This is a genomic window from Methylobacterium sp. CM6241 (assembly GCF_054817845.1).
This window is the reverse complement of the sequence record NZ_CM139246.1, coordinates 3058443-3080162: the sequence shown is the minus strand read 5'-3', so window position 1 is coordinate 3080162 and position 21720 is coordinate 3058443. Positions and strand designations below refer to the sequence as shown.

Below are 21720 nucleotides of genomic sequence, written 5' to 3'. Positions count from 1 at the left end.
ATCGATGGCGAACCCAGCTTCCGCCGCTGCCGCCGAGCCCGTCCCGGCGGCGGAGATGCCCGCGCGCCGGTTCTGGCCGGAGGGCTGGTGGCGGCTCGTCGACATCAAGATCGGCATCATTCCTCTGCCGGTCTATCTCATCCTGGCGATCCTGCTGGCGGTCCTGACCTCGGAGGGCGAGATCAAGCCCGATGCGCCGACGATGATCGCGGTGCTGGCGCTCGGCGGTTTCACCTGCGCCGAGATCGGCAAGCGGCTGCCGGTCCTCAAGACCATCGGGGCGGGCGCGATCTTCGCGACCTTCATCCCCTCGGCCCTGGTCTATTACATGCTGATCCCGACGCCGCTGGTGAAGGCGATCACGGATTTCACCAAGTTCACCAACTTCCTCTACCTGTATATCGCCACGATCATCGTCGGCAGCATCCTAGGCATGGACCGCGAGGTGCTGATCAAGGGCTTCCTGAAGATCTTCGTACCCCTGGCGGCCGGCTCCGTTGCGGCGGCCTGCGTGGGCACGCTGGTCGGCACCCTGCTCGGCCTCGGCGCCTATCACACGTTCTTTTTCCTGGTCGTCCCGATCATGGCCGGCGGCGTCGGCGAAGGGGCGATCCCGCTCTCCATCGGCTACGCGGCCATCCTCGGCCAAGGCCAGGGCGATGTGTTCGCGCAGGTGCTGCCTCCCGTCATGCTCGGCAGCCTGACGGCGATCGTGCTGGCGGGCACCCTCAATGCCGTGGGCAAGCGGCTGCCGCATCTCACCGGCGAGGGCCGCCTGCAGCCGGACCGGGACAACGACGTCACTGCCGCCAAGGTCGAGGACGCGCCGGTGGACGCGGCGACGGTGGGCGCGGCCGCGCTCACCGCCGTGACGCTCTACCTCCTCGGCGTGATGACGCACCACCTCACCGGGCTCCCCGCCCCCGTGGCGATGCTGTTCCTCGCGGTGCTCGCCAAGCTCGCCAGCGCCGTCTCGCCGCGCCTCCAGGCCGGCGGTTTCGTCGCCTACAAGTTCGTGCAGATCAGCATGACCTATCCGCTGCTCTTCGCCATCGGCGTGTCGATGACCCCCTGGGACAAGCTGGTGGCGGCGTTCACGCTGGCCAACCTCGTCACCATCGTCTCGACCGTGGTGACGCTGATGGGCACCGGATTCCTGGTGGGCCGCCGCCTCGGCATGTACCCGATCGAGACCGCCATCGTGAATGCGTGCCATAGCGGCCAGGGCGGCACCGGGGACGTGGCGATCCTCACCGCCGCCAACCGCATGGCGCTGATGCCCTTCGCCCAGATCGCCACCCGCATCGGCGGCGCGCTGACGGTGACGGGGACGCTGGTGGTGATGCGCTGGGTCAGCGGGGGCTGAGGGGAGCGGCCACGACGACCTCCGTCCTCACCGAATTCGCGATGAAGCACTCCTCATGCGCGGCCTCGTGGAGCGCCGCGAGTTGGTCGGCATCCGGCGTGGCGCCGGCCCAGTCGATCTCCGGGCGTAGCGTGACCCGCGTCACCGCGCGACGTCCGGGCTTCGTCTCCTCCAGCACGCCCTCGGCATGGTCCCGATAGGCGGTCACGCCGAATCCGGCGAGGCGCGCGAGGTGGAGGAAGGTCAGCATGTGGCAGCTCGACAGTGCCGCGACCAGCATCTCCTCCGGGTCGACGGCCTCGCGAGCGGCCCATTTCCCGACCACGTGCTCCGATGCGGTGCCGGCGAGCGTCACGCCGCCATCGAACTCGACCGTGTGCCCCCGGCCGTAGCGCCCGGCGGCGAAATCCTCCCCGGGCTTCAGGGCCCAGGCGACATCCGCGATATGGGTCGACATGGTCGGTCTCTCCGGTTGTCGACGGCGCGCGTCATGCGCCGTGGGCCGCATTGCTGTCGGCCGGTGCCTCGTCCCGGTCGATCATGCCGTAATCGCGCAGGACATGGGCGATCCGCAGACGATAATCGCGAAACACTCCGCCACGTCCTTCCGCCTGGGTCGCCCGATGGTGCGGGCGTTCGCGCCAGGCGCGTACCGCCGCCTCGTCCCGGAAGAACGACAGCGACAGGACCTTGTCAGGCTCGGTGAGGCTTCGGAAACGTTCCACCGACAGGAATCCGTCGATGCCGGCAAGCTCTTCCCTGAGAGAGGCGGCGAGATCGAGATAGCGGTCGGCGCGATCCGGTGCCGGCCAGACCTCGAAGATGACCGCGATCACGCCGGCTCTCCGGTCACGCGGTGTGGGGTCACCCTGTTCCAGGCGCGCATAGATGGCTCGACGGCCTCCGTCCGCGACTTCTCGCTCCCCTCTCGAAGGACACATGCGATCATGAACGCCTCGTCTCCTGCCTTGGCCGAGGCAGGATCATAGGCGATGGCCCGCCGACGATGCTTCGGTTAAGATCGAACGATGCAGGATGGCCCCGTCATCGCCGCCGTCGCCGCGCTTCTCGGCGACCCCGCCCGCGCCAACATGCTCACGGCGCTGATGGACGGGCGCGCCCTCACGGTGAGCGAACTCTCCGAGGTGGCCGGCATCGCCCTGCCGACGGCGAGCGGGCATCTCGCCAAGCTCGAAGCGGCGGCCCTTCTCACCGTCGAGCGGCAGGGACGGCATCGGTATTATCGCTTGTCCGGGTCGGACGTCGCCGTCGTCCTGGAGCACCTGATGGGCTTGGCCCAGCGCACCGGGGCGGTCCGCACCCGAACAGGCCCGCGCGACGCGGCCCTGCGCGAGGCCCGTATCTGCTACGACCATCTGGCCGGCGAGCGCGGCGTCCTGCTCCTGCAGGGCCTCATCGCGCGGGGGTGGATCGACGAGGCGGAGACGAATCTCACCGCCTCCGGCCGTGAGGGCCTGACGGATCGGGGACTCGACGTCGCGTCGCTGGAGCGGGGACGCAGGCCCGTCTGCCGCTATTGTCTCGACTGGAGCGAACGCCGGAATCATCTCGGCGGCGCGCTCGGCGCGGCTCTGCTGCACCATGTCCTCGACCGGGCTTGGGCCTCCCGCGCGGACGGCCGCGTGATCGCCTTCACGACGGACGGCGCGCGCGCCCTGTCAGCCGCCTTCGGTCCTCCCGCCTGAAACGCCTCGATCCGTCTCCTCCACCGCCTCGCACGCAAACGGCGAAGGCGGGGCATTCACCCCGCGCCAGCGCCCATACGTCCAGGGGGCATACCAGGCCGAGCGCGGAGGCAGGACGTCCGGCACGATGTCGATCCCATGCGTGCCGAACGGGCCGCAGCGGCAGATGCGCGAGAACCCGATCCAGCCGCCCGGCCAGATTCCGTGCCGGCGGATGGCCTCGTCGGTGTAGTCCGAACAGGACGGCCAGTGCCGGCATTGCCGGCCGATCAGGCCCGACAGGGTGAGCTGGTAGCCCCGGATCGCCCAATGGGCCGCGCGGCGGACCATGGCTCTATTCGGCGGCCTGGGCCTTGGCGGCGACCTGATCGAGGGCATTCACCACGGCGTCGAAGGTGAGGAGGGTCGAGGCGTGGCGCGCCTTGAAATCCCGCACCGGCTCTAGAACGGCGAGGTCGGCCCACTCGCCCTGCGGTGCCGGCCCGTTCTCCTTGAGCATGCGACGCACCGTGTCGCGCACCTCCCGTAACTCGTCCGCCGTGGCGCCGACCACGTGGCGGGCCATCAAAGAGGACGAGGCCTGGCCCAGGGCGCAGGCCTTCACGTCATGGGCGAAGTCCGTCACCGTGCCGTCCTTCACCGAGAGATCGACGGTGACGGTGGAGCCGCAGAGCTTGGAATGGGCGGTGGCGCTGGCATCCGGAGCGTGGAGCCGGCCGAGACGCGGGATGTCGGCGGCGAGTTCGAGAATGCGGCGATTGTAGATGTCGTCGAGCATATGGGAGGTCCCGTCGGGGCGCCGACAGACAGCCGGCTTCCGATCACGATGGTCTGATCCGCATTCCCCGCATTGCGCGGCGGCGCGATAACGACGATATAGGCGCCAGCGTACCGTTTCGCGAGGAGGCGGTTCGTCGACCAGGGTCGCGCCCACGGCCAAGGAGACCTTAACGTTCGGGCGCCGGCCTGCGGCAACGCGGCTGAAAACGCGACCGAGATGGTTCGACGATGTACGCAAAACCAGATAGTTCGACGATGAACGCACGTGTCGCCCGTGCGGGAGATGCCATGGATGCCGCGCTCAAATCCCTCTCCTATCGCCTGACCGACACGGATCATCAGGGAATGGACCCGATTGCCACGGCTGCGCCGGCCACCCTGAACGGCATGCGCAACGACAATTCCCGCCCCGTCGAGGCCCCCGCCGAGGTCGCTCCCCTGCCCGCTTCGGCCAAGCGCGTGCCCGATGCCGTGGCCACCGGCCGTCCGAGCCGGGAAGAGGCCGAGGCCGCCGTGCGCACTCTGCTGCGCTGGGCCGGCGACGACCCGAATCGCGAAGGCCTCAAGGATACGCCCGCCCGTGTGGCGAAGGCCTATGGCCAGCTCTTCGGCGGCTACGAGCAGGATGCCGACGCCCTGCTCGAGCGCGTGTTCGAGGAGGTGGAGGGTTATTCCGACATCGTGCTCGTGCGCGACATCCCGTTCTACTCCCATTGCGAGCACCACATGGTGCCGTTCATGGGCCTTGCCCATATCGCCTATTACCCGACCAAGGGCGTGGTCGGCCTGTCGAAGCTCGCCCGCGTGGTCGACACCTTCGCCCGCCGCCTGCAGACGCAGGAGACCATGACGGCCCAGATCGCCGACGTGATCGAGAACATTCTCAAGCCGCGCGGCATCGCCGTGATGGTGGAGGCCGAGCATCTCTGCATGGCCATGCGCGGCGTGCAGAAGGCCGGCGTCTCCACCCTGACCACGCAGTTTCGCGGCGTGTTCAAGGACGATGCCAACGAGCAGGTCCGGTTCCTGACCCTCGTCCGCAACAACAAGAACTGACGCGGGCATTCCACGCGATGACGGTGAGCCAAGCTACCGCCGCGCCCGGTGGGTTCTCCCCGCCCGGTTCGCGCAAGGATGTGGAGGAAGGCGCAACGCTGACCCCGCGCTTCGACGCGAACGGTCTCGTCGCCTGCATCGCCGTCGATGCCCATGACGGCCGGGTCCTGATGCTTGCCCATATGAACGCCGAATCCCTGCGGCTCACCCTGGAGACCGGCGAGGCCTGGTACTGGTCGCGCTCGCGGAGCGAGCTCTGGCACAAGGGCGCCACCAGCGGGCAGGTCCAGCGCGTCGTCGAGATGCGGGTCGATTGCGACCAGGACGCGCTCCTGATCTCGGTGGAGGTCGGAGGCGATGGCGGATGTTGCCATACCGGGCGACGCTCCTGCTTCTACCGCGCCGTCTCCCTCGATCCGGTATCCGGCGAGGCCCTGCTCGGACCCGCCGGGCCGTGACCTGGGATGGGCTGTCCTTTCGCGGGGTCGCCCTCTACCGCCAGGGCATGCTGTCCACCCTGTCGCAGAAGCCGGTCTTTCCACGGGGCAGTGTCGAGCCCGTGGCCGAACCGAAGCCGTCGGGACCGCGAATCGGTCTGGCTCTGGGCGGCGGTTCCGCGCGGGGCTGGGCGCATATCGGCGTCATCGAGGTGCTGGAAGAGGCCGGCATCCACCCCGATATGGTGGCGGGCTGCTCCATCGGTGCCGTCGTGGGGGGCTGCTACGCCGCCGGCAAGCTCGATCTGCTCAAGGATTTCGCCCTGTCGCTGACGAGGCGGCGGGTCATGGGGCTCCTCGACCTGCGCCTGGGGTCTGGCCTCATCGCCGGCGAGCGGTTGAAGCGCCGCCTCGAAGGCGATCTCGGCACGCGGCGGGTGGAGAACCTGCCGATCCGCTTCGCCAGCGTCGCGACGGATCTCGGCTCGGGCGACGAGGTCTGGCTGACCCGTGGCTCCCTGGTGGAGGCGATCCGGGCCTCCTACGCCCTCCCCGGCCTGTTTCCCCCGGTGCGCCTCGACGGGCGCCTCATGATGGACGGAACGCTGGTGAATCCGGTGCCGGTCAAGCTCGCGCGCGGGCTCGGGGCCGAACTGGTGATCTGCGTGAACCTCAACGGCGATCCGCGGGCCGAGCCCGGTCTGGTGATCGGGCCTGACGGTGACGGGGCCGCCTCGCCGGCCCTGCCCCTCACCACGTCGCGCCGGGGATGGAACCTGCTGAACCGCATGCGCGGTACCGGTCGGCGCGGGCCGGCGCCACGCCCTGCCCCGCCCCGCGAGCCCGGCCCTCCCGGCATGGGGCGGGTGATGTTCGACGCGTTCAACATCACCCAGGACCGGATCTCGCGGGCGAGGCTGGAGCGGGACCCGCCGGATCTCATGCTGTCCCCGCGCCTCGCGGAGATGGGCTTGTTCGAGTTCCACCGCGCCGAAGAGGCGATCCTCCTCGGGCGGGAAGCGGCCAAGGCCGCCCTGCCGCGCATCAGGGAACTCGTCACCCTGGCGGCCGAGCGGGTCTGACCCTGCCGGGGCCCCTCCGCTCCGCGTGAGGGATCCCCGACGCCGTGTCAGGCCATGGTGATGTAGTCGCGCATGGCCTGGTGCTCCGCCTCCACGGCGGCGATCCGGCGCTTGACCACGTCACCGATGGAGACGAGGCCGGCGAGCCGCCCGTCCTCGACCACGGGCACGTGGCGGAAGCGCCCGTCGGTCATCAGCTGCATGACCTCCTCGACGGTATTCGACCGGGTGCAGGTGGTCACCGACGCCGTCATGTGCTGCGAGATCGGAGCATCGAACGCCCCCGCTCCCTGGCGGGACAGGGCCCGGATGATGTCCCGCTCGGACAGGATGCCGAGGACCGCGCCCTCGTCATTGCTCACCACGATGGCGCCGATCCGCTTCTCGGCGAGGAGATGGATGGCGTCGTCCAGGGTCCGGTTCGGCTCCACAGTGACGACTGAGCCGCCCTTCTCGGAAAGGATGCGTGCGACGGTCATGACCATGATCTCCCATAGGCTGTTACGCGGGCCGGGTTGATCCCGGCGCATCACGGAATTGTGTGACGTCATGTCTGACGTGACAACCCACGGGACCGTCCTTCCGATGCCAAAACATGCGGAAAAATTATGCTTTTGCGCCTCCTAAGCGGTCAAATATCGGAAAGAGGAAAAATCCTGCCAGGAACCCGCCCAGATGGGCGTCCCATGCCACGGTCGAGGATTCCGCGCCCAGCGGCAGCGAGATGATCCCGAAGACGAAGTTGGTGACGAGCCAGATGCCGAGGAACATCACCGCCGTGCGATTGCGCAGGAGTTCGGGGATGGTCTGGAGCGGCGGCTGGGCGGCGTGCTGCCAGGGCTGGCTGGCATGGAAGGACGGCGGCGGCTGGAACACGAAGCGCGCGGCGGCGGCCATCAGCGCCGAGACAGCGGCCGAGGCGCCGATCAGCGGGGCCGTGCTCAACGGGTCGATCGCCACGTGGAGAACGCCTCCCGCCACCGCGCCGATGAGCCCGAGGAGGCCATAGCGCCAGGGGCCGCATCGCCGCGCCACGGGGGAGCCGAAGGCGGCGAGCCAGACCACGTTGAAAATGACATGCGTCCACGAGCCGTGCAGCAACGCATAGGTGGCGAAGGTCCAGAGGCTCGCGGACGGGTTGGCCACCACGTATTGCGCGAAGGCCGCACGGGCCTGGACCACATCCGTGTCGCCTGTTGCCGAGGAGGCGGCCGACAGGATCTCCGCGGCCCGGTCCGGGTCCACCGAGGCGAGCCAGCGGCCCGGGATCAGGGCCAGGTTCAGCAGAAGCGTGATGTCCCATTCGTCCGGGAGGACGAATTCCCGCAGGGCATGGAGGCCGAGCAGGAGGGCGATCGAGGCCGTCACCGCGCCGGGCATGTTGAAGACGGGGACGCGGCTTTGGCGCGGCAGATCGGGCATGGCATCCATGGCGCCACCATGTCGGCGCGGATGCCGCCGCCGCAAGCCCCCGGCCCATGCAAATTCAGGCGAGCGATGCGCGATTCCGGCGCAGCCCTCCACGACCCGAACGGTCCGACGATGCAGGACATCGCCGCGATGGGTGCCGTGCGGCAGCGTTTCCCCCGCCGCGTTAACCCTAATCAGAGCTTAAGCGAGCGTGCCGCCTTGGACGGGCATAGAGTGTGCGGCAGGCTTGTTAACCGAACCGGCAGCTGTGTCCAGCGCCGGATGGATCGGGCCGATTTCGAACAGGTCCCAGCGGGACCGTGCCACGACGGGACGCCATGAAGCATCCGACCAGCCGTATGCTCTATCATTACTGGGACCGGCTTCGTGGTACGCGGGCCGCGCCCGAGAGGAGCGAGATCGAGCCCGGCGAGATCCGCAACCTCCTCTCCGAGAGCCTCATCCTCGAACTCGACATGGCGCGCTCGGCCGCGACGGTCCGGCTCGCGGGGACCCGCGTCTGCGCCCTGTTCGGGCGCGAATTGCGCGGCAGCGCCTTCGGCGACATCTGGGGTGCGGGACAGGCCGATCCCTGGCGCCTCGTGGAGACGGTGGCGGTCGATACGGTGGGGATCGTCGCGGGGCTGCGCGGGATGACCCAGAGGGACGAACAGATCGACCTCGAACTCCTGCTTCTCCCCCTGCGCCATCGTGGGCAGACCCAGGTCCGCATGTTTGGGGCGCTGAGCCCGAAAGTCGTTCCGCAATGGCTGGGGCTTCGGCCCGTGACGCGGCTCGAATCCATCTCCCTCCGCGTCCTCGACCCGACCTACGACGTCATCGATCTCGCCAGGAACGATGCCGCCTCCAGCCTCAGGAACCTGCCCGAACCGGCCAATGACAGCGTTCCGGTGCGGCGCGGACATCTCATGGTGCATCCCGGCGGACGGGCCTGATCGGTACTTTAATGGACCGATCGAGAGACTGATCTGTCTTCGGCAAAGATTTTCGTAACGAGCCGACCTGTAGGATTGTGCTGACGACGATCGAACCCGAGTGCGGATTTCGCGATGATCGAGGCTTTCGCGCCCGCTGAAACCAAGTTCGCGCCCGCTGAAACCAAGCCGGTCCGCCTGTTGCGGCCGTCGGATCTGCGTCGGCATCAGCGCGTCCAAGTCTCCCTCCTCGGCCGCTACATGCTTGCCGACCGGCGTGAATATCCTTGCCAGACGGTCGACATGTCTCCGGGCGGCGTGCGCCTGACTTGCGCGGTCCTGGGCGAACTCGACGAGCGCGTTGTGCTGTATCTCGAGCGTATCGGGCGGATCGAAGGGACGATCGCCCGGTTTCCCAGCGGGGGCATGGCTGTCCGCCTGAGCGCGACCCAGCGCAAGCGCGACAAGATCGCGTCGCAACTCACCTGGATCTCCAACCGTGAGGCGCTCGGCCTGCCCGAAGGCCGCAACCACGAACGTCTCACGCCACAGGAGACAGGCGTGCTCCTGAAGCTCGAGAACGGGCGCGAGGTCGCGGCCCGCATCATCGACGTCTCCCTGTCCGGCGTCGCCCTCTCGACCCAGGCCCAGCCGCCTGTGGGCATGAGCGTCATGGTCGGGCGGACACCGGGGCGCGTGGTGCGCTATTTCGAGGGCGGCATCGGCGTGGGCTTCATGCTGCCGATCTCGCCCGACCTTTTTCATGAAGGCCTGACGCTCTGAGAGCGTCGTCCCGCCTCTCCGGTTGAGGGCGCTCCGTCTGCGGGTTCTGCCGGCATGGCGCTCCCCCGAAGGTCGGCGTCGTCGCGACAGGATCTCCTCACCGCGTCGCGCGCCGGCTGGCCGTTTCGGCCTGTCTCCCCACTCCGTCGTGACAGCCACGGCGTCCGGCGAGAGCGGGGCCGCAATCGTCGTCGGTCGATCCCGCCTCGCCATGGTTACGACTTCCTGATCGCCATCGCGCGAATGCGAGTCCTCGATTCAGCGGGTGATTGGCTCTGACCCGCAGGAGCTCCGTCCCGGGGCCGAATCGATAAAATTGCGCGTATCCGCTTCAGCGCGGCTCAGGAAGCGTGGCGGCATCGTGGTCCTCGTTGGACGAGGTGGTCGCGATGGCACGGACGAAATCATTCTTGCTGGGGATGCTCGCGGCATTGGCGCTGTTCGGCGCCGGCGCGTCGCAGGCCCAGATCATGGCCGCCCTGCCCTCGCCCTCCCCCTCCGCCGATGTTCTCGGTGTCGCCCGCCCCATCGTCGGCTGGGTCTCGTTCTGCCAGCGTTACCCGGCCGAGTGCGCCATCGACGCGAACGAGCCGCCCCGTGTCGCCCTCACCCCCGCCACCTGGAGCCTGATCGTCTCGGTCAATCGTCGGGTGAATACCGGTCTGCGTGCCGTCACCGACACCGAGCATTGGGGTGAAGCCGACCGCTGGGACCTCGCCGAGGATGGAATGGGAGATTGCGAGGATTTCCAGCTGGTCAAGCGCAAGCGTCTCGCCGATGCCGGCCTCTCCCGCCGCGCCATGCGGATGACCGTGGTCATCGACGAGAAGGGCGAAGGGCATGCCGTGCTGACGCTCCTCACCGACCGGGGCGAGTTCATCCTCGACAATAAGACCAGCGAGATCGTGCCCTGGTATCGGACCGGTTACGTCTTCATCAAGCGCGAGAGCCAGGATTCCGTGGCCTGGGTTTCGCTAGGCGGTGTCACGTCGCCGGTGACCACTGCGAACCGCTGAACCGGATTCTCTCGGGTTGCACGAAAACATCACGTCTCTGCCATGGAACCCATGGCGATGTGGGAAGTTAATTCGAGTTTAACTTTTGGATTGAGCCCTGGCCCCGGCCGTGCCAGTTTCTTGCCTTCGGCAACGAATGGCAGGGCGACCGGAATGCGGCACGCGGTTCTGCGAGGCGTCGACGGCGGAAGCTACTCGGCAAGTGGGCTCTCATACGGGGTTACTTGCGGGGTTACTTGCGGGCTTTCTTGGCGACGCATTGGACGTGCGGCCAAGCTGTCCCTGGTCGGCTCCATCCTGCTCCTCGGTGGGGCCGCGACGCAAGCGCGCCCGGTCGCCGCCCTGCCGGATGCGCCGGCGGTGAACGAGAATGGCGGCGCCCGGCCGGTGGCCGCCTGGAACGGGTTCTGCGCCAAATACCCCGCCGAATGCATCGTCGACACGTCGCAGCCCGCGATCATCGCCCTCAATCCGGCCATTTGGCGCACGCTCACCAGCGTCAACCGTCGCGTCAACGCGCGCATCCATCCGATCACCGACATGGCCCATTGGGGCGTCGTCGACCGCTGGGACTTTCCCGATGACGGCTTCGGCGATTGCGAGGATTTTCAGCTTCTGAAGCGTCGGATGCTCGTGGAGCGGGGGCTCCCCCGTCGCGCTCTGCGGATGACCGTGGTCATCGACGATATCGGCGAAGGCCATGCGGTCCTGATGGTCCGCACCGACAAGGGCGATCTCATCCTCGACAACAAGACCACCGCGATCCTGTCCGCGCCGCGCACCGGCTACACCTATGTCAAGCGCGAGGGCCAGGACGGTATGGCCTGGGTCTCGCTCAACGGCGTCGCCTCGCCGGTGGCCACCGCCAACCGCTGAGAGGGGCGGTGCCGATCCGTCCGCGCCGGACGGGCCATGGCGCCAGGCGATGCGATGTCCCGTATCGTCATCCGGCCGCCGCTGCGGCTCGCCCTGTTCAGCCGGTGATGAAATGGGCGAGATCGAGCGCGACCCGGCCCGAGAGCAGGCTCCAGCCGCAGGCGACGATCGTGGCAATCATGACGAAGGGGATCGGGCGACGCTCGATCCGCCGGCCTCGTACGGTGTTGCGCAGGATGATGAAGGGCGCGCCGAAGGCCAGGATCGGCAGGGCCGCCACCGCTCCGACGCCGCCGCGTTCCAGCAGGCTGAAGCTCGCGCGACGGTCCGAGACGAGTTCGAAGGCGCTAGCGAGGAGGCCCGACAGGGCGAGGCCGACGCACAGGGTCTTGATCGATTCGATGGCGGAGGGGCTGATATCCATGGCGCGCTCGACCGTTGATGACGGATTGAGCACGCACTCTGCCAGAGCGTTTACGAGTTGTTAAGGATGTCCCGGCGCCGGGATGAGCCGACGCACAGGGAGGACTACGTGCATTCGGGCATTGTGCTGGTCGCGGCTTGCGAACGTCCGCGACCGGCTTGCGCGATTCTATGGCTGCTTCGGCTTTAGTCTTCGAGATCGATGTCGAGGATCGCCATGGCGAAGTTGAACGAGCGATCGCCGTCCTCGTCATCGACTGAGACCACGCCGAGGAATTCCTCGCCGATATAGACCTCGGCGGAATCGTCCTTCTTGGGGCGGGCGACGAGACGGATATTCGTGTTGGCGAATGTCCGGCGCATATAGTCCTGGACCTTCGTGATGTCGGTCTTGTTCACGCGTTCGCCTCTTGATTCGTCGATGGTCGGTGGAGGCCGGGCTCGCTTCGAGCGACCGAGTCCCTCCGGATGGGCACCGCTTGCCACGCCGCTTCGCCACGGGCAAGTCGCTGCGGGCACGCGCGGGCCGGCCGGTTCAGATGCCCTCGGCCATGTGGATGAACTGGTCGATATTGACGAACTGGTCCATGGCGCGCGCCGGCTCGGCGCAACCGGCGGTGCCGACCACGCGGGCGGGCACGCCCACCACCGTGGTGTGGGCAGGAACCGGGCGCAGGACCACGGAACCGGCCGCGACGCGGGCATATTCTCCGACTTCGATGTTGCCCAGGATCTTGGCTCCGGCACCGATCATGACGCCGCGGCGGATCTTGGGGTGGCGATCGCTGCCTTGCTTGCCGGTGCCGCCGAGGGTCACGGCGTGCAGGATCGAGACGTCGTCCTCGATCACGGCGGTGGAGCCGACGACGACGCCGGTGGCATGGTCGAGGAAGATGCCGCGTCCGATGCGGGCGGCGGGATGGATGTCGGTCTGGAAGACCTCGGACGAGCGGCTCTGCAGGTAGAGCGCCAGGTCTCGCCGGCCGCTGGTCCAGTACCAATGCGCCAGCCGGTGCGCCTGGATGGCGTGAAATCCCTTGAAGTACAGCACGGGTTCGATGGCGCGGCCCGCCGCCGGGTCACGGTCCAGCACGGCCCCGATATCGGCACGGAAGCTGTCGCCGATGCGCGGGTCGGCGGCGATGGCCTCGTGAAATCCATGCGCCACGAGCTCGGCCGGAAGCGACGGATGGCCGAGGCGTGCGGCCACGCGGTGGGACACGGCGGCTTCGAGCGTCGCCTGGTTGAGGATCGTCGCCACGATGAAGGAGGCGAGTTGAGGTTCCTCGCGAACCACGGCTTCGGCCTCGCCGCGCAGGCGCGACCAGACCGGATCGACGGTGCCGGCGATGGCTTCGTTCCCGATTGCGGGATTCGAGAAGGGGCTGGCGGACATGGATTCCTCCGCGATGCGGGGTCTATGGCGGGCGGGGCCTATGCGGCCGGATCGCCATGTCAGGGGCCGGACGGCCGTGCCGGGAGCCGATACGGGAGAACACTCTCCCCGGGGTCAAGGGAGAACGAAGCACTCCGTTCCCCTTGGGGTGCGTCCCATAGCGTGGGGAAAGGCCGCCCCCGTATCAAGGGGGTTTCCTGAGCTACCTTCCCGAACCACCTCTCGGTGTTACTCAGCGTGTCAGGCGCTGCGCCGGAAATCGACCGATCCGAAACGCGCATCGATCACGGCGGCGAGCCGGTCGATCATCTCTTCCAGGGGAACGTCGGACGTGTCCACCACCGCCGGAGCGCGGGCATAGAGCGGCTCGCGGCTGAGCAGCACGGCACGCAGTTCCTGCATGGCGGAGGCATGGTCGCCCGTGGTGGCGAGCTTGCCCTGGTCGCGCACGCGCTGCATGTGCTCCTCGGGCTTCGCCCTGAGCCAGACGGTGAAGAAGGCCTGGAGAAGCAGGTCGTAAGTCAGGGGCTCGGCGACGATGCCGCCGCTGGTGGCCAGGATCATCGGGCCGGGATGTTCGGTGAGCCGGCGCAAGGCAGCCTGTTCGAGGCGGCGATACCCTTCCTGGCCGTAGATCGCGAAGATCTCCTTCACCGAGAGCGCGTTCTCACGCTCGATCTCGGCGTTGAGCTCGATGAAGGTCCAGCCCAGGCGTTCCGCCACCCGGCGGCCGAGGGTCGATTTGCCCGCTCCGCGCAGGCCGACCAGGGCCACCCGCGGCATCGGGGTGTCACCGTTGGACATGGCGTGGCCGGACAGGATGCCCTTCGCCAGGGTGATCTGTTCCGCCGATGCCGAACCGAGAAGGTCGCGGATCACGTGCCAATCGGGCGGGGTGTCCTGCACGGCGATCATGTCGTCGAGCCGCACGCCCATGGCATCCGCCACGCGACGCAGCAGGATGATCGACACGTTGCCCTGCCCGCTTTCGAGCTGTGCGATGTAGCGCTCCGACAGACCCGAGGTCTGGGAGAGGAGTTTCCGCGAAAGGCCGCGCACTGTCCGTGCATGCCTCACACGCCGACCGAGTTCGGCCAGAAAAATCGATTCTTGTTCAGCCGCGCCGGCCATGCCGTCGTCCGTCTTCCGTGTTCGCGTCCCGGACCTGACCGTCCCGGAGGCTGATGGCCTCACCATATCCCGCCACGCGATCTTGGCTCGGCACGAAATTCGTACCGGCGAGATCGATTGCAGCAGGCTCCCAAGCGCCGGTCGCGATCCTTCATTCCATGGTCGTTTGACCAAGATCAGGCTCGTGACGAGGCTTCACAATCGTCAGTTTGGGGCCCGATGTACAAGACTTGCACCTCAAGCTCCGCGTTGGAAGCCTGATCTTGCAACCTCATGCGCTCTCGATGCCGCACTGCACCATGTGATGTCGAAAGAGAGCATACGCAAGCGAAACATGCGTGTCCCCGCCGCAATCGGCATGACAGGAGAACATTCACGTATGTTTGTTTCTGAATGGTTTCAGCTTTGTCCCGATCAGGGACAGACGGGGCGCTTGCCGCCTTCTGGGTGAGGCGCTCGACGCGGTGACGGGCTTTCGAGGGCCTACTGGCTGGGCGGAAGCGCCGAGGCTTCCATGATGGTGCCGGGTGTCGGCGCCTTCTTCGCGACGATCGGGCGGCCCACCGAGGCCAGAACGACCGCCGAAGGACGACGCGGCGGCAGCGGCACTTCCACTTTCTCCGTCACGGAGAACTCGGCGGCGCCCGTGACGGCGGCCGGCTGGGGTATTGCCGGATTCACCGACAGGGCGGCCAAGGCCGTGGCCTGGGGGGTGGCGGCCGGCGCATGGGCGGGGCCGATCTCCGCCACGGCCGGCGCGAGGCCGGACAAGGCGGCCGGCCGGCGCGGCGGCAGCGGGACTTCCACCAGCTCGGTCGGCACGGGCGGAGTGGTCAGGCTCGGAGCATAGGCCAGGGCCGTTCCGGCGGCGGTGACGTTCGCATCGGGCTGCGCCTTGCGCTGCGCGCCGAAGCCTCGGGTGAACACGTCGCTGAAGGCCGCGCTCGATTGCGGCGAGGCGGCCGTGGTGTCCTCGATGCCGGCGACCAGGGTGCCCTGGCGCTTGCCAGCGTAGTAATAGCCCCGGTTGTAATAAGTATAGGCTTGGTGGGTGTTGCCCTTGGCGGTGCGATAGGCGCCGGCGAGATAGGCAATGCCGTAACGAAGATTGATCTTCGGATCGTAGAGACCCGCCGCATCCCCGCGATATCCCATGCCGCGTGCGGTGGCATGTTTGATCTGCATCAGGCCGAGGGCGCTGCCACCCTTCGCGTTGGGATTGTAGTTGCTTTCGCGCTTGACGACCTGGTGGACGAAGCTCGCCGGGACACCGTTTGCCTTTGCCTGCTCCTCGATCAGCGCATCGATGTTGTCGCGGGCCGGGGTGCCTTGGCCGAGAACCGGGCCCGGCAGGACGGCCGCAGCCACGGCGAGGAGCAGGAGGCGCTGATTCATTCGGAGACCCGGTGGCGTCTTTCTTGATCTGAGGCCAAGGGTCGAGGCCAAATGAGGCCGGAAGGCGGCTCCACTGTCATGATTGCGGGAAAGCGGAGCCGTTTCTCCGCGTGCTGTGGCGCACATGGCACAGGCCTGAACGCGGCCCCGGCCCGTGGCCCGGCGGATTCGCCAGCATTGCCAAGGAGCTGAGCCGTACGGGACAAGGATCGGCGGGGTTTGCGCGTCAGCGCGTCAAGAGAAATTCATCCACCGCTTTTGCGAACCCGTCCTCGTCATTTCCCGACGTTACCGCCGACGCGGCCCGTTTCACCGCCTCATTGGCATTGCCCATGGCCACCGAGAACCCGCTTCGCGCAAACATCGCCACGTCGTTGGCGGCATCGCCGAGGGTCGCGATCCGTGCATGAGGAATCCCGAGGCGGCGCGCGATCTCGTCGACGAATGTCCCCTTGCCCTGCCCGTACGGCGTCACGTCGAGATAATAGGCCTGGGAGCGATGGACGTCGGCGCCGTCTCCCAGAGCCTCGGCGACCCGGCTCTCGCATGCGGCCAGATGATCGGGATCGGCGCTGATGCCGACGATCTTGGATGCGCCCACGAGAAGGGGACCGAGATCCTCGACGCGGGTGGGGTCGGCCTGGAGGGTCCGGCGTTCGAGATCGGTGTAGGGTCCATGGGGGTCGCGCAGGTTCCACTGCCCCCGCGCGAACACCCAGATATCGAGGCCGAGCCCGTCGAGGAGCCGCACGGCCTGGCGGGCCGTCTCCTCCGGGAGGAGATGTTCGGCGAGGATCTGCCCATCCGGGGCGAGCAGGGTGCTGCCGTTGAAGGCGCCGATCGGATGACGCAGGCCGAGGTCGGCGATCAGCGACCTGAGCCCCATCGGCGGCCGGGCGGAGGCGATGGTGAAACCGATGCCCGCCGCGTCGAGCCGCCGGACGGCGTCCCGGCTGCGCTGGGTCAGGCTCTTGTCGGAGGTGACGAGGGTCCCGTCCACGTCGGAGATCACGAAGGCGATCGCCCGGTCGCCGGAGGGAGGGCCCGACATCATGCTGTGTCCTGTCTGATGGGATCGTCGGGCTGCAAACCCGATCGGTCCAGGATCGTTGCCACGATGGCCTCCGCGCTGCCGACGATCGGCACCGCCAGCGCGCCCTCCTCCGGGCGCGGCGGTTCGAGCGTGGCGAATTGGCTGTCGAGGAGGGCACCCGGCATGAAGTGGCCGGTACGGCGGGCGATGCGGGCCGCGATCAGGTCGCGGTCGCCGTCGAGATAGACGATGCGAATGCCCGCCCGCCCCTGGACGAGCGCATCGCGATAGGCCCGCTTCAGGGCCGAGCAGGCGAGAACGCCCGGTTTGCCGGTCTCCAGGCGTGTGCCGATCCAGGCCGACATCGCCGCCAGCCAGGGGGCGCGGTCGGCATCGTCGAGGGCGTGGCCATCCCGCATCCTGGCCACGTGTTCCGCGCTGTGGAAGGCGTCACCATCGACGAAATCCCACCCGAGGCGCTCGGCCAATAGCCCGGCGATCGTGCTCTTGCCCGAGCCCGAGACGCCCATCACGATGAAAATTCGAGGCGGGCCCTGATCCGGTTCGATGCTCAAGACCCGGTCGCCGTGCCGGTGTCGATCCGGGGGCCTTTCACCCGGTCCCGCAGGCGCTGCGGGCCGAGCGCCATGGCGAAGAAATCGTATTCGCCGCGACGATCGTTGGCGAAGAGAAACTGGAAATGCATCCGGAACGGCCGCCATCGCACTTTGAGGTAGGTTTCCGGGTCGATGATCTCACGGAACTTGGCCGAGCGCACCAGCGGGTTGCGCGGGGGGCGGCCGCCGAGGTCGAGGGGCAGGCGCTCCACCGGATCGAAATCGGGGAAGTTCATCCAGTCCTGGGGGGCATAATAATCGACCCAGACGATCCGCTCCGAGACGACGAGGCTCGCGATGTCCGATTGCACCCGGCGCGCCTCCTTCTGCAGCGCGACGATGGGCAGGCCCGAGCCGAGGGTCAGCAAGGAGAAGGCCGTCGTTCCCGTGCCGATCGCCGGATCAGCGGCGAGCACGCGGGCGGCGACTTCCACCGCCGTGAGCGCGCCGGTCGAATGGCCGAGGATGAGCACTTCGTCGAGCTCCGTACCCTCCGCCCGGAATGCCGCGAGGCGGTCCACGACCAGGGCGGCGAAAGCATCGACGCGGGTTTCGTAGTCGCGCCGCCGGCCCTGGCCGTGCTGCCAGTTGAAGACCCAGTCGTTGAGTAATTGCCAGAAGAACGCGCGTTCCAGCAGGGCATCGAGGGATTTGATCCAGACGAGGCCGGCCGCGAGGCCCAGCGGCACCGTCACCCAGGCCGGCCATTGCAGGCTGTGCCCGAATCCGTCTCCCAGATGAGCATGGATCTGATGTGCGATCAGGCCGCTCACGAGGGTGAGGAGGAGGATCAGGCCGAGCGGATAGAGGATGACGTTGCCGTATTTCCAGTTCAGCCGGTAGAACTTCACCGCCATGCCGGTGACGATGGCCTGGAGGCTGCCCGCGAACAGCAGGAGGACGCTGACGATGCGCCAGCGGGCGAAATCCTTGAGCACGATGTCGTCCCAGAGCAGGACGTCGTAACTCGTCTCCGCTCCGCCGACCTTCGGTTCGGCGGCCACGGTCCAGCGCTGGGAAAGCCCGTCCGCTCCCATGACCGCGCGTCCGGGGCGGCGCTTGGGCTCCCCGAACCTCTTGGCATGGAGCGTCAGCTCACGCACGAACAGCATGCGGTAGCGGGTACGCCCTTCCGGATCGTAGCCCGGCACATAGAAGACGTGCCGGCGCCGCACGGGGCTTCGTGCGCCGTCACCGTGGGTCCGCTCGGCGCGCGCGCCGGGAGGGCGATCGGGGATCGTGTCAGACAAAGGCATCCTGCTCGGCTGTCCTCGCAGGTGCCCCCTGCTCGTAGGTCGGGAAATTCGCACGCCGATCCGCCCACCGTCGAGCGATTTCGGCAGTAAGACGAGACAGATGCGGCCAAGTAGCCCCGTACGTCGTCCGTTGCGAAGCCCCGACGGCAAGTCCAGGAGCTCGGCATGTGGGTATCGGGGACGATCCGTTGCACGCGTCCCGACGGGACGGCACTGTGTCCAACCCGCCACGGACAGTGACAAGGCTTTGGTTTAGGCAGCGGATGAGAGAAACCGACAGGCGAAACTGCATGCGCACTCTGCCTATCGTCCTTATCACCACGCTTTCGGTGTCGGGATGCGGCGCTTTCCTGCCCGCCGCCGGCCCGTCGACCACGGCCGTGGTGGACGGCGCGGATCAGGCGACGAGCGAAGGGACCTTCGCCCGCTACGAACTCATCGACATGAACTCCGCCGTGGTCGAGGCCCTGCGCGGACGCTCCCTCGATAGCCTGTTCGCATCCTTCGGCGATCGTCGCGCTCCGGCGGAATCCGTGATCGGCATCGGCGACGCCGTGGCCGTCTCGGTGTTCGAAGCCGGTTCGGGCGGCCTGTTCTCGGGCCCGCTCACGGTCAATTCGTTCTCCGCGGGCTCGAAGGCGGCGCAGCTGCCCGAGCAGGTCGTCTCGCGCGACGGCGCGATCTCGATCCCCTATGCCGGCCGGATCCAGGTGGCCGGACGGCGGACGCAGGACGTCCAGGCGCTGATCGAGACGGAGCTCGCCGGCAAGGCGATCCAGCCTCAGGTGATCGTCACCGTGACCCGGCCGGTCTCGCAATCGGTGACGGTCGGTGGTGAATCCATCGGCGGCGCCCGCGTCCCGCTCGGTACCCAGGGCGATCGCATCCTCGACGTCATCGCCACTGCAGGCGGGGTCAAGACGCCCGTCAACGAGACCTTCGTGCGCCTGTCGCGGGGCGGTACGACGGCGACGGTGCCGCTGACGACGGTGGTGTCGAACCCCAAGGAAAACATCTACCTGCGCCCCAACGACAACCTCACCCTGGTGCGCGATCCCCAGACCTTCCTGGCGGTCGGCGCGCTGGGTCAGGCCACGGAAATCCCGTTCCAGGCCGAGGGCATCACTTTGGCGCAGGCGCTGGCCAAGGCACGCGGTCAGCGCGATGCCGATGCCGATCCGACCGGGACCTTCATCTTCCGCTTCGAGCCGGCGGCGGTGGTCCGTCGCCTGAAGCCCGGAAGCCCGCTTCTCGGGACACCTCTCGTTCCCGTGGTCTATCGCGTCGACATGCGCGACCCGAACAGCCTGTTCCTCACCCAGGCCTTCCGCATGCGCAACCGCGACATGGTCTACGTCTCGAACGCGCCGTTCACCGAGATCAAGAAGGTCCTCTCCGTCTTCTCGGCGGCGGCCCAGCCGGTCATGACCGGCGTACGCGTCGGCGGTTCCTTCGACTGAGGCCGGCCGGATCGTCATGGGTCGGATCGTCATGCGCCGGGGCGGTTCGGTTCCGCACCGACCACGCGGGGGCTTGCACGCACTTGCGTTATGGACCGCCTTGCCTCACGGCTCGACGATGCCATGGGTGCCGGGGGGCAACTCGTAGGGCCCGCTCGTCTTAGAGTGGACCGGACGGGTTTTGGGGCGGGGCGACATGAGGATGAGACGGGTGGCCTGCTTTTTCGGGCTGGCGAGCGTGGCCCGCCATCTGGCCTCGCGGCGCAAGGCCGCCGCAACGTTACGGAAGGCCGCCGCCACGTCACGGAAGGCCGCCGCCACGCGACCGAACACCGCCGCCACGCTGCTGAGATCCGCTGTCACCACGCGAAGCGCCGCGTGCGGAAGTCTCGCCGTGTTCCTGGCCGTCGCTCCCGCCCATGCCGACGTGACCGTCGGCGTGGCGGTTCCGCAATCGGGTGCCTATGTCGCCGTCGGCGAGCAGGTTCTTCGCGGGGTCCGCGCCGCGGTGCGTGACGCCAATGCCAAGGGCGGCCTCGCCGGGCAGACGATCCAGCTCGACGTCCAGGACGATGCCTGCGATTCCAACAAGGCCGTGGGAGTCGCCAAGCATTATGCCGCGAGCGATGTGCGCCTCGTCGTGGGCCATGTCTGTTCCAACGCCTCGCTGGCGGCGTCCGAAGTCTATGCCGCCAACGGCATCGCCATGGTCACGGCGGCGTCCGTCGCCGCCAAGCTCACCGATCGCGGCCTCCAGAACGTGTTCCGGGTATGCGGACGCGACGACGACCAGGCCAAGCTCTCGGCCACGGTGCTGGCGGAGCGTTTCCGCGACAAGAAGATCGCCATCCTCAACGACCAGAGCCCCGGCTCCCGGGCGCTCGCCGCCGCCACCAAGGACAACCTCAACCGGATCGGCATCAACGAGGCCCTGGCGACCGCCTTCGTCGCCAGCGACGCGGACGATGCGGCCCTGGCCGATCGGCTGAAGGAGGCGGGGATCTCGGTGGCCTATTACGGGGGCGACGCTCTCGAAATGGGCCGCCTCGTGCGGATCTCGGCGGAACGGGGCTTCCGGCCGCAATGGTTCGGCACCTCCGCCATCGCCACGCAGGATTTCGCCACCGCGGCCGGGCCGGCCAGCAACGGCGTGCTGATGACCTTCTACCTCGATCCGCGCCGCAAGCCGGAGGCGGCTGCCGTGGTCCAGGCGCTCAAGGCGCAGGGCGGCGACGTGGAGGGCTCGACGATCTATGGCTACGCCGCCCTTCAGGCCCTGGTGGAGGCGGGGAACTTCGCCCGCAGCACGGATGCACGCCGCATCGTCTCCGCGCTCCATACGGAGCGGTTCGATCTCGTCCTCGGTTCGGTCGGTTTCGACGGCAAGGGCGACGTCACCGCCCAGGGCTACGTGCTCTATGTCTGGAAGGACGGGAGCTTCACCTACGCGCCCCCTCCCTGACGCAGTTCGGCCGGTGAGGCCGAAGGAAGGGCGCGCGCGAAGGAATATCGGATCGTTTTGCCTCCTGCCCCGTTCGTGAACGGACCGAGAGACGGGGGAA

At 67.8% G+C, this 21720-nt stretch carries 26 protein-coding genes; 11 read left to right on the top strand and 15 right to left on the bottom strand.

What is annotated here, in order from left to right:
* Positions 1–4 precede the first annotated feature (4 nt).
* Positions 5–1366: a 2-hydroxycarboxylate transporter family protein gene (locus tag ACYQR9_RS14370; RefSeq protein ID WP_461226844.1), complete on the top strand. Its 1362-nt coding sequence runs from the start codon at positions 5–7 to the stop codon at positions 1364–1366.
* On the opposite strand, the gene ACYQR9_RS14365 is transcribed toward ACYQR9_RS14370, so the two are convergent.
* Positions 1353–1823 (bottom strand): OsmC family protein, encoded by a 471-nt coding sequence (locus ACYQR9_RS14365; RefSeq protein WP_461224131.1) that lies wholly within the window; start codon positions 1821–1823, stop codon positions 1353–1355. The genes ACYQR9_RS14370 and ACYQR9_RS14365 overlap by 14 nt on opposite strands.
* A gap of 31 nt (positions 1824–1854) precedes the next feature.
* On the bottom strand, positions 1855–2202 hold the full coding sequence (locus ACYQR9_RS14360; RefSeq protein ID WP_461226842.1) for an antibiotic biosynthesis monooxygenase family protein: 348 nt from the start codon (positions 2200–2202) through the stop codon (positions 1855–1857).
* Between the two features lie 192 nt (positions 2203–2394).
* On the opposite strand from ACYQR9_RS14360, the gene ACYQR9_RS14355 reads away from it, so the two are divergent.
* Positions 2395–3072, top strand: a complete 678-nt coding sequence (locus tag ACYQR9_RS14355; protein WP_461226840.1) for an ArsR/SmtB family transcription factor — start codon at positions 2395–2397, stop codon at positions 3070–3072.
* On the opposite strand, the gene yidD is transcribed toward ACYQR9_RS14355, so the two are convergent.
* On the bottom strand, positions 3046–3402 hold the full coding sequence (yidD, locus tag ACYQR9_RS14350; protein ID WP_461226838.1) for a membrane protein insertion efficiency factor YidD: 357 nt from the start codon (positions 3400–3402) through the stop codon (positions 3046–3048). The two genes, ACYQR9_RS14355 and yidD, sit on opposite strands and share 27 nt — an antisense overlap.
* 4 nt (positions 3403–3406) lie before the next feature.
* The gene (locus ACYQR9_RS14345) at positions 3407–3850 is read right to left on the bottom strand and encodes an iron-sulfur cluster assembly scaffold protein (RefSeq protein ID WP_461226836.1); all 444 of its coding nucleotides are present in this window, start codon (positions 3848–3850) and stop codon (positions 3407–3409) included.
* A gap of 230 nt (positions 3851–4080) precedes the next feature.
* Here ACYQR9_RS14345 and folE point away from each other — a divergent pair, with 230 nt between their 5' ends.
* From folE to ACYQR9_RS14330, 3 genes are read left to right on the top strand one after another with little or no spacing between them, the layout of a single operon-like run.
* Complete coding sequence (gene folE, locus ACYQR9_RS14340) at positions 4081–4908, top strand: GTP cyclohydrolase I FolE (RefSeq protein WP_461226834.1); 828 nt, start codon at positions 4081–4083, stop codon at positions 4906–4908.
* A 17-nt stretch (positions 4909–4925) separates the two neighbouring features.
* The gene (gene hisI, locus ACYQR9_RS14335; RefSeq protein ID WP_311275511.1) at positions 4926–5366 is read left to right on the top strand and encodes a phosphoribosyl-AMP cyclohydrolase; all 441 of its coding nucleotides are present in this window, start codon (positions 4926–4928) and stop codon (positions 5364–5366) included.
* Entirely contained in the window at positions 5363–6427 is a 1065-nt protein-coding gene (locus tag ACYQR9_RS14330; RefSeq protein ID WP_405030619.1) for a patatin-like phospholipase family protein, read from the top strand. Before hisI ends, ACYQR9_RS14330 begins: the two co-directional genes overlap by 4 nt.
* 47 nt (positions 6428–6474) lie before the next feature.
* Here the strand turns inward: ACYQR9_RS14330 and ACYQR9_RS14325 are convergent, their stop codons facing one another.
* Both ACYQR9_RS14325 and ACYQR9_RS14320 read right to left on the bottom strand, forming a co-directional pair.
* Positions 6475–6906 carry a CBS domain-containing protein gene (locus tag ACYQR9_RS14325; RefSeq protein WP_311275510.1) on the bottom strand — a complete coding sequence of 144 codons (432 nt, stop codon included), beginning with the start codon at positions 6904–6906 and terminating at the stop codon, positions 6475–6477.
* 127 nt (positions 6907–7033) lie between these two features.
* Positions 7034–7858, bottom strand: coding sequence for a rhomboid family intramembrane serine protease (locus tag ACYQR9_RS14320; RefSeq protein WP_461226831.1), 825 nt, complete (start codon positions 7856–7858; stop codon positions 7034–7036).
* A gap of 317 nt (positions 7859–8175) precedes the next feature.
* Here ACYQR9_RS14320 and ACYQR9_RS14315 point away from each other — a divergent pair, with 317 nt between their 5' ends.
* From ACYQR9_RS14315 to ACYQR9_RS14300, 4 genes are all read left to right on the top strand, one after another.
* Positions 8176–8793 (top strand): PAS domain-containing protein, encoded by a 618-nt coding sequence (locus tag ACYQR9_RS14315; RefSeq protein WP_207414380.1) that lies wholly within the window; start codon positions 8176–8178, stop codon positions 8791–8793.
* 114 nt (positions 8794–8907) lie between these two features.
* Entirely contained in the window at positions 8908–9555 is a 648-nt protein-coding gene (locus tag ACYQR9_RS14310) for a PilZ domain-containing protein (RefSeq protein WP_311275508.1), read from the top strand.
* A gap of 419 nt (positions 9556–9974) precedes the next feature.
* Positions 9975–10571 carry a transglutaminase-like cysteine peptidase gene (locus ACYQR9_RS14305; RefSeq protein ID WP_461229808.1) on the top strand — a complete coding sequence of 199 codons (597 nt, stop codon included), beginning with the start codon at positions 9975–9977 and terminating at the stop codon, positions 10569–10571.
* Between the two features lie 153 nt (positions 10572–10724).
* Positions 10725–11447 carry a transglutaminase-like cysteine peptidase gene (locus ACYQR9_RS14300; RefSeq protein ID WP_461226828.1) on the top strand — a complete coding sequence of 241 codons (723 nt, stop codon included), beginning with the start codon at positions 10725–10727 and terminating at the stop codon, positions 11445–11447.
* Positions 11448–11544: 97 nt separating this feature from the next.
* Here ACYQR9_RS14300 and ACYQR9_RS14295 read toward each other — a convergent pair whose 3' ends face one another.
* The 8 genes from ACYQR9_RS14295 to ACYQR9_RS14260 form a co-directional block, all read right to left on the bottom strand.
* Positions 11545–11871, bottom strand: a complete 327-nt coding sequence (locus tag ACYQR9_RS14295; protein ID WP_207413933.1) for a DUF6949 family protein — start codon at positions 11869–11871, stop codon at positions 11545–11547.
* Positions 11872–12056: 185 nt separating this feature from the next.
* Entirely contained in the window at positions 12057–12269 is a 213-nt protein-coding gene (locus ACYQR9_RS14290) for a DUF3126 family protein (RefSeq protein ID WP_027173107.1), read from the bottom strand.
* 136 nt (positions 12270–12405) lie between these two features.
* Positions 12406–13266, bottom strand: a complete 861-nt coding sequence (cysE, locus tag ACYQR9_RS14285) for a serine O-acetyltransferase (RefSeq protein WP_056429370.1) — start codon at positions 13264–13266, stop codon at positions 12406–12408.
* 240 nt (positions 13267–13506) lie between these two features.
* Complete coding sequence (locus tag ACYQR9_RS14280; RefSeq protein ID WP_082470531.1) at positions 13507–14463, bottom strand: helix-turn-helix transcriptional regulator; 957 nt, start codon at positions 14461–14463, stop codon at positions 13507–13509.
* Between the two features lie 417 nt (positions 14464–14880).
* Positions 14881–15792, bottom strand: a complete 912-nt coding sequence (locus ACYQR9_RS14275) for a transglycosylase SLT domain-containing protein (RefSeq protein ID WP_207413931.1) — start codon at positions 15790–15792, stop codon at positions 14881–14883.
* Between the two features lie 226 nt (positions 15793–16018).
* Positions 16019–16843: a Cof-type HAD-IIB family hydrolase gene (locus ACYQR9_RS14270; protein WP_461229807.1), complete on the bottom strand. Its 825-nt coding sequence runs from the start codon at positions 16841–16843 to the stop codon at positions 16019–16021.
* A complete protein-coding gene (locus ACYQR9_RS14265; RefSeq protein WP_405030618.1) occupies positions 16843–17400 on the bottom strand; it encodes a gluconokinase in 558 nt (185 codons plus the stop codon). Before ACYQR9_RS14265 ends, ACYQR9_RS14270 begins: the two co-directional genes overlap by 1 nt.
* The gene (locus tag ACYQR9_RS14260; protein WP_461226825.1) at positions 17397–18698 is read right to left on the bottom strand and encodes an alpha/beta hydrolase; all 1302 of its coding nucleotides are present in this window, start codon (positions 18696–18698) and stop codon (positions 17397–17399) included. Before ACYQR9_RS14260 ends, ACYQR9_RS14265 begins: the two co-directional genes overlap by 4 nt.
* Before the next feature lie 290 nt (positions 18699–18988).
* Here ACYQR9_RS14260 and ACYQR9_RS14255 point away from each other — a divergent pair, with 290 nt between their 5' ends.
* The gene (locus ACYQR9_RS14255; RefSeq protein WP_056429361.1) at positions 18989–20158 is read left to right on the top strand and encodes a polysaccharide biosynthesis/export family protein; all 1170 of its coding nucleotides are present in this window, start codon (positions 18989–18991) and stop codon (positions 20156–20158) included.
* Between the two features lie 105 nt (positions 20159–20263).
* Here ACYQR9_RS14255 and ACYQR9_RS14250 read toward each other — a convergent pair whose 3' ends face one another.
* The gene (locus ACYQR9_RS14250) at positions 20264–20521 is read right to left on the bottom strand and encodes a hypothetical protein (RefSeq protein ID WP_461226823.1); all 258 of its coding nucleotides are present in this window, start codon (positions 20519–20521) and stop codon (positions 20264–20266) included.
* A 31-nt stretch (positions 20522–20552) separates the two neighbouring features.
* Here ACYQR9_RS14250 and ACYQR9_RS14245 point away from each other — a divergent pair, with 31 nt between their 5' ends.
* On the top strand, positions 20553–21620 hold the full coding sequence (locus tag ACYQR9_RS14245) for a branched-chain amino acid ABC transporter substrate-binding protein (protein ID WP_244478149.1): 1068 nt from the start codon (positions 20553–20555) through the stop codon (positions 21618–21620).
* The last annotated feature ends 100 nt before the right edge of the window (positions 21621–21720 follow it).

Excerpts from the sequence above, each read along its gene's own strand:
- ACYQR9_RS14325 (WP_311275510.1), bottom strand. The coding sequence starts at position 6,906 with ATGACCGTCGCACGCATCCTTTCCGAGAAGGGCGGCTCAGTCGTCACT.
- ACYQR9_RS14280 (WP_082470531.1), bottom strand. The coding sequence starts at position 14,463 with ATGGTGAGGCCATCAGCCTCCGGGACGGTCAGGTCCGGGACGCGAACA.
- ACYQR9_RS14295 (WP_207413933.1), bottom strand. The coding sequence starts at position 11,871 with ATGGATATCAGCCCCTCCGCCATCGAATCGATCAAGACCCTGTGCGTC.
- cysE (WP_056429370.1), bottom strand. The coding sequence starts at position 13,266 with ATGTCCGCCAGCCCCTTCTCGAATCCCGCAATCGGGAACGAAGCCATC.
- ACYQR9_RS14370 (WP_461226844.1), top strand. The coding sequence starts at position 5 with ATGGCGAACCCAGCTTCCGCCGCTGCCGCCGAGCCCGTCCCGGCGGCG.
- ACYQR9_RS14270 (WP_461229807.1), bottom strand. The coding sequence starts at position 16,843 with ATGTCGGGCCCTCCCTCCGGCGACCGGGCGATCGCCTTCGTGATCTCC.
- folE (WP_461226834.1), top strand. The coding sequence starts at position 4,081 with ATGTACGCAAAACCAGATAGTTCGACGATGAACGCACGTGTCGCCCGT.
- ACYQR9_RS14255 (WP_056429361.1), top strand. The coding sequence starts at position 18,989 with ATGCGCACTCTGCCTATCGTCCTTATCACCACGCTTTCGGTGTCGGGA.
- hisI (WP_311275511.1), top strand. The coding sequence starts at position 4,926 with ATGACGGTGAGCCAAGCTACCGCCGCGCCCGGTGGGTTCTCCCCGCCC.
- ACYQR9_RS14305 (WP_461229808.1), top strand. The coding sequence starts at position 9,975 with ATGCTCGCGGCATTGGCGCTGTTCGGCGCCGGCGCGTCGCAGGCCCAG.
- ACYQR9_RS14260 (WP_461226825.1), bottom strand. The coding sequence starts at position 18,698 with ATGCCTTTGTCTGACACGATCCCCGATCGCCCTCCCGGCGCGCGCGCC.
- ACYQR9_RS14275 (WP_207413931.1), bottom strand. The coding sequence starts at position 15,792 with ATGAATCAGCGCCTCCTGCTCCTCGCCGTGGCTGCGGCCGTCCTGCCG.
- ACYQR9_RS14365 (WP_461224131.1), bottom strand. The coding sequence starts at position 1,823 with ATGTCGACCCATATCGCGGATGTCGCCTGGGCCCTGAAGCCCGGGGAG.
- ACYQR9_RS14355 (WP_461226840.1), top strand. The coding sequence starts at position 2,395 with ATGCAGGATGGCCCCGTCATCGCCGCCGTCGCCGCGCTTCTCGGCGAC.
- ACYQR9_RS14320 (WP_461226831.1), bottom strand. The coding sequence starts at position 7,858 with ATGGATGCCATGCCCGATCTGCCGCGCCAAAGCCGCGTCCCCGTCTTC.
- ACYQR9_RS14315 (WP_207414380.1), top strand. The coding sequence starts at position 8,176 with ATGAAGCATCCGACCAGCCGTATGCTCTATCATTACTGGGACCGGCTT.
- ACYQR9_RS14310 (WP_311275508.1), top strand. The coding sequence starts at position 8,908 with ATGATCGAGGCTTTCGCGCCCGCTGAAACCAAGTTCGCGCCCGCTGAA.
- yidD (WP_461226838.1), bottom strand. The coding sequence starts at position 3,402 with ATGGTCCGCCGCGCGGCCCATTGGGCGATCCGGGGCTACCAGCTCACC.
- ACYQR9_RS14300 (WP_461226828.1), top strand. The coding sequence starts at position 10,725 with ATGCGGCACGCGGTTCTGCGAGGCGTCGACGGCGGAAGCTACTCGGCA.
- ACYQR9_RS14345 (WP_461226836.1), bottom strand. The coding sequence starts at position 3,850 with ATGCTCGACGACATCTACAATCGCCGCATTCTCGAACTCGCCGCCGAC.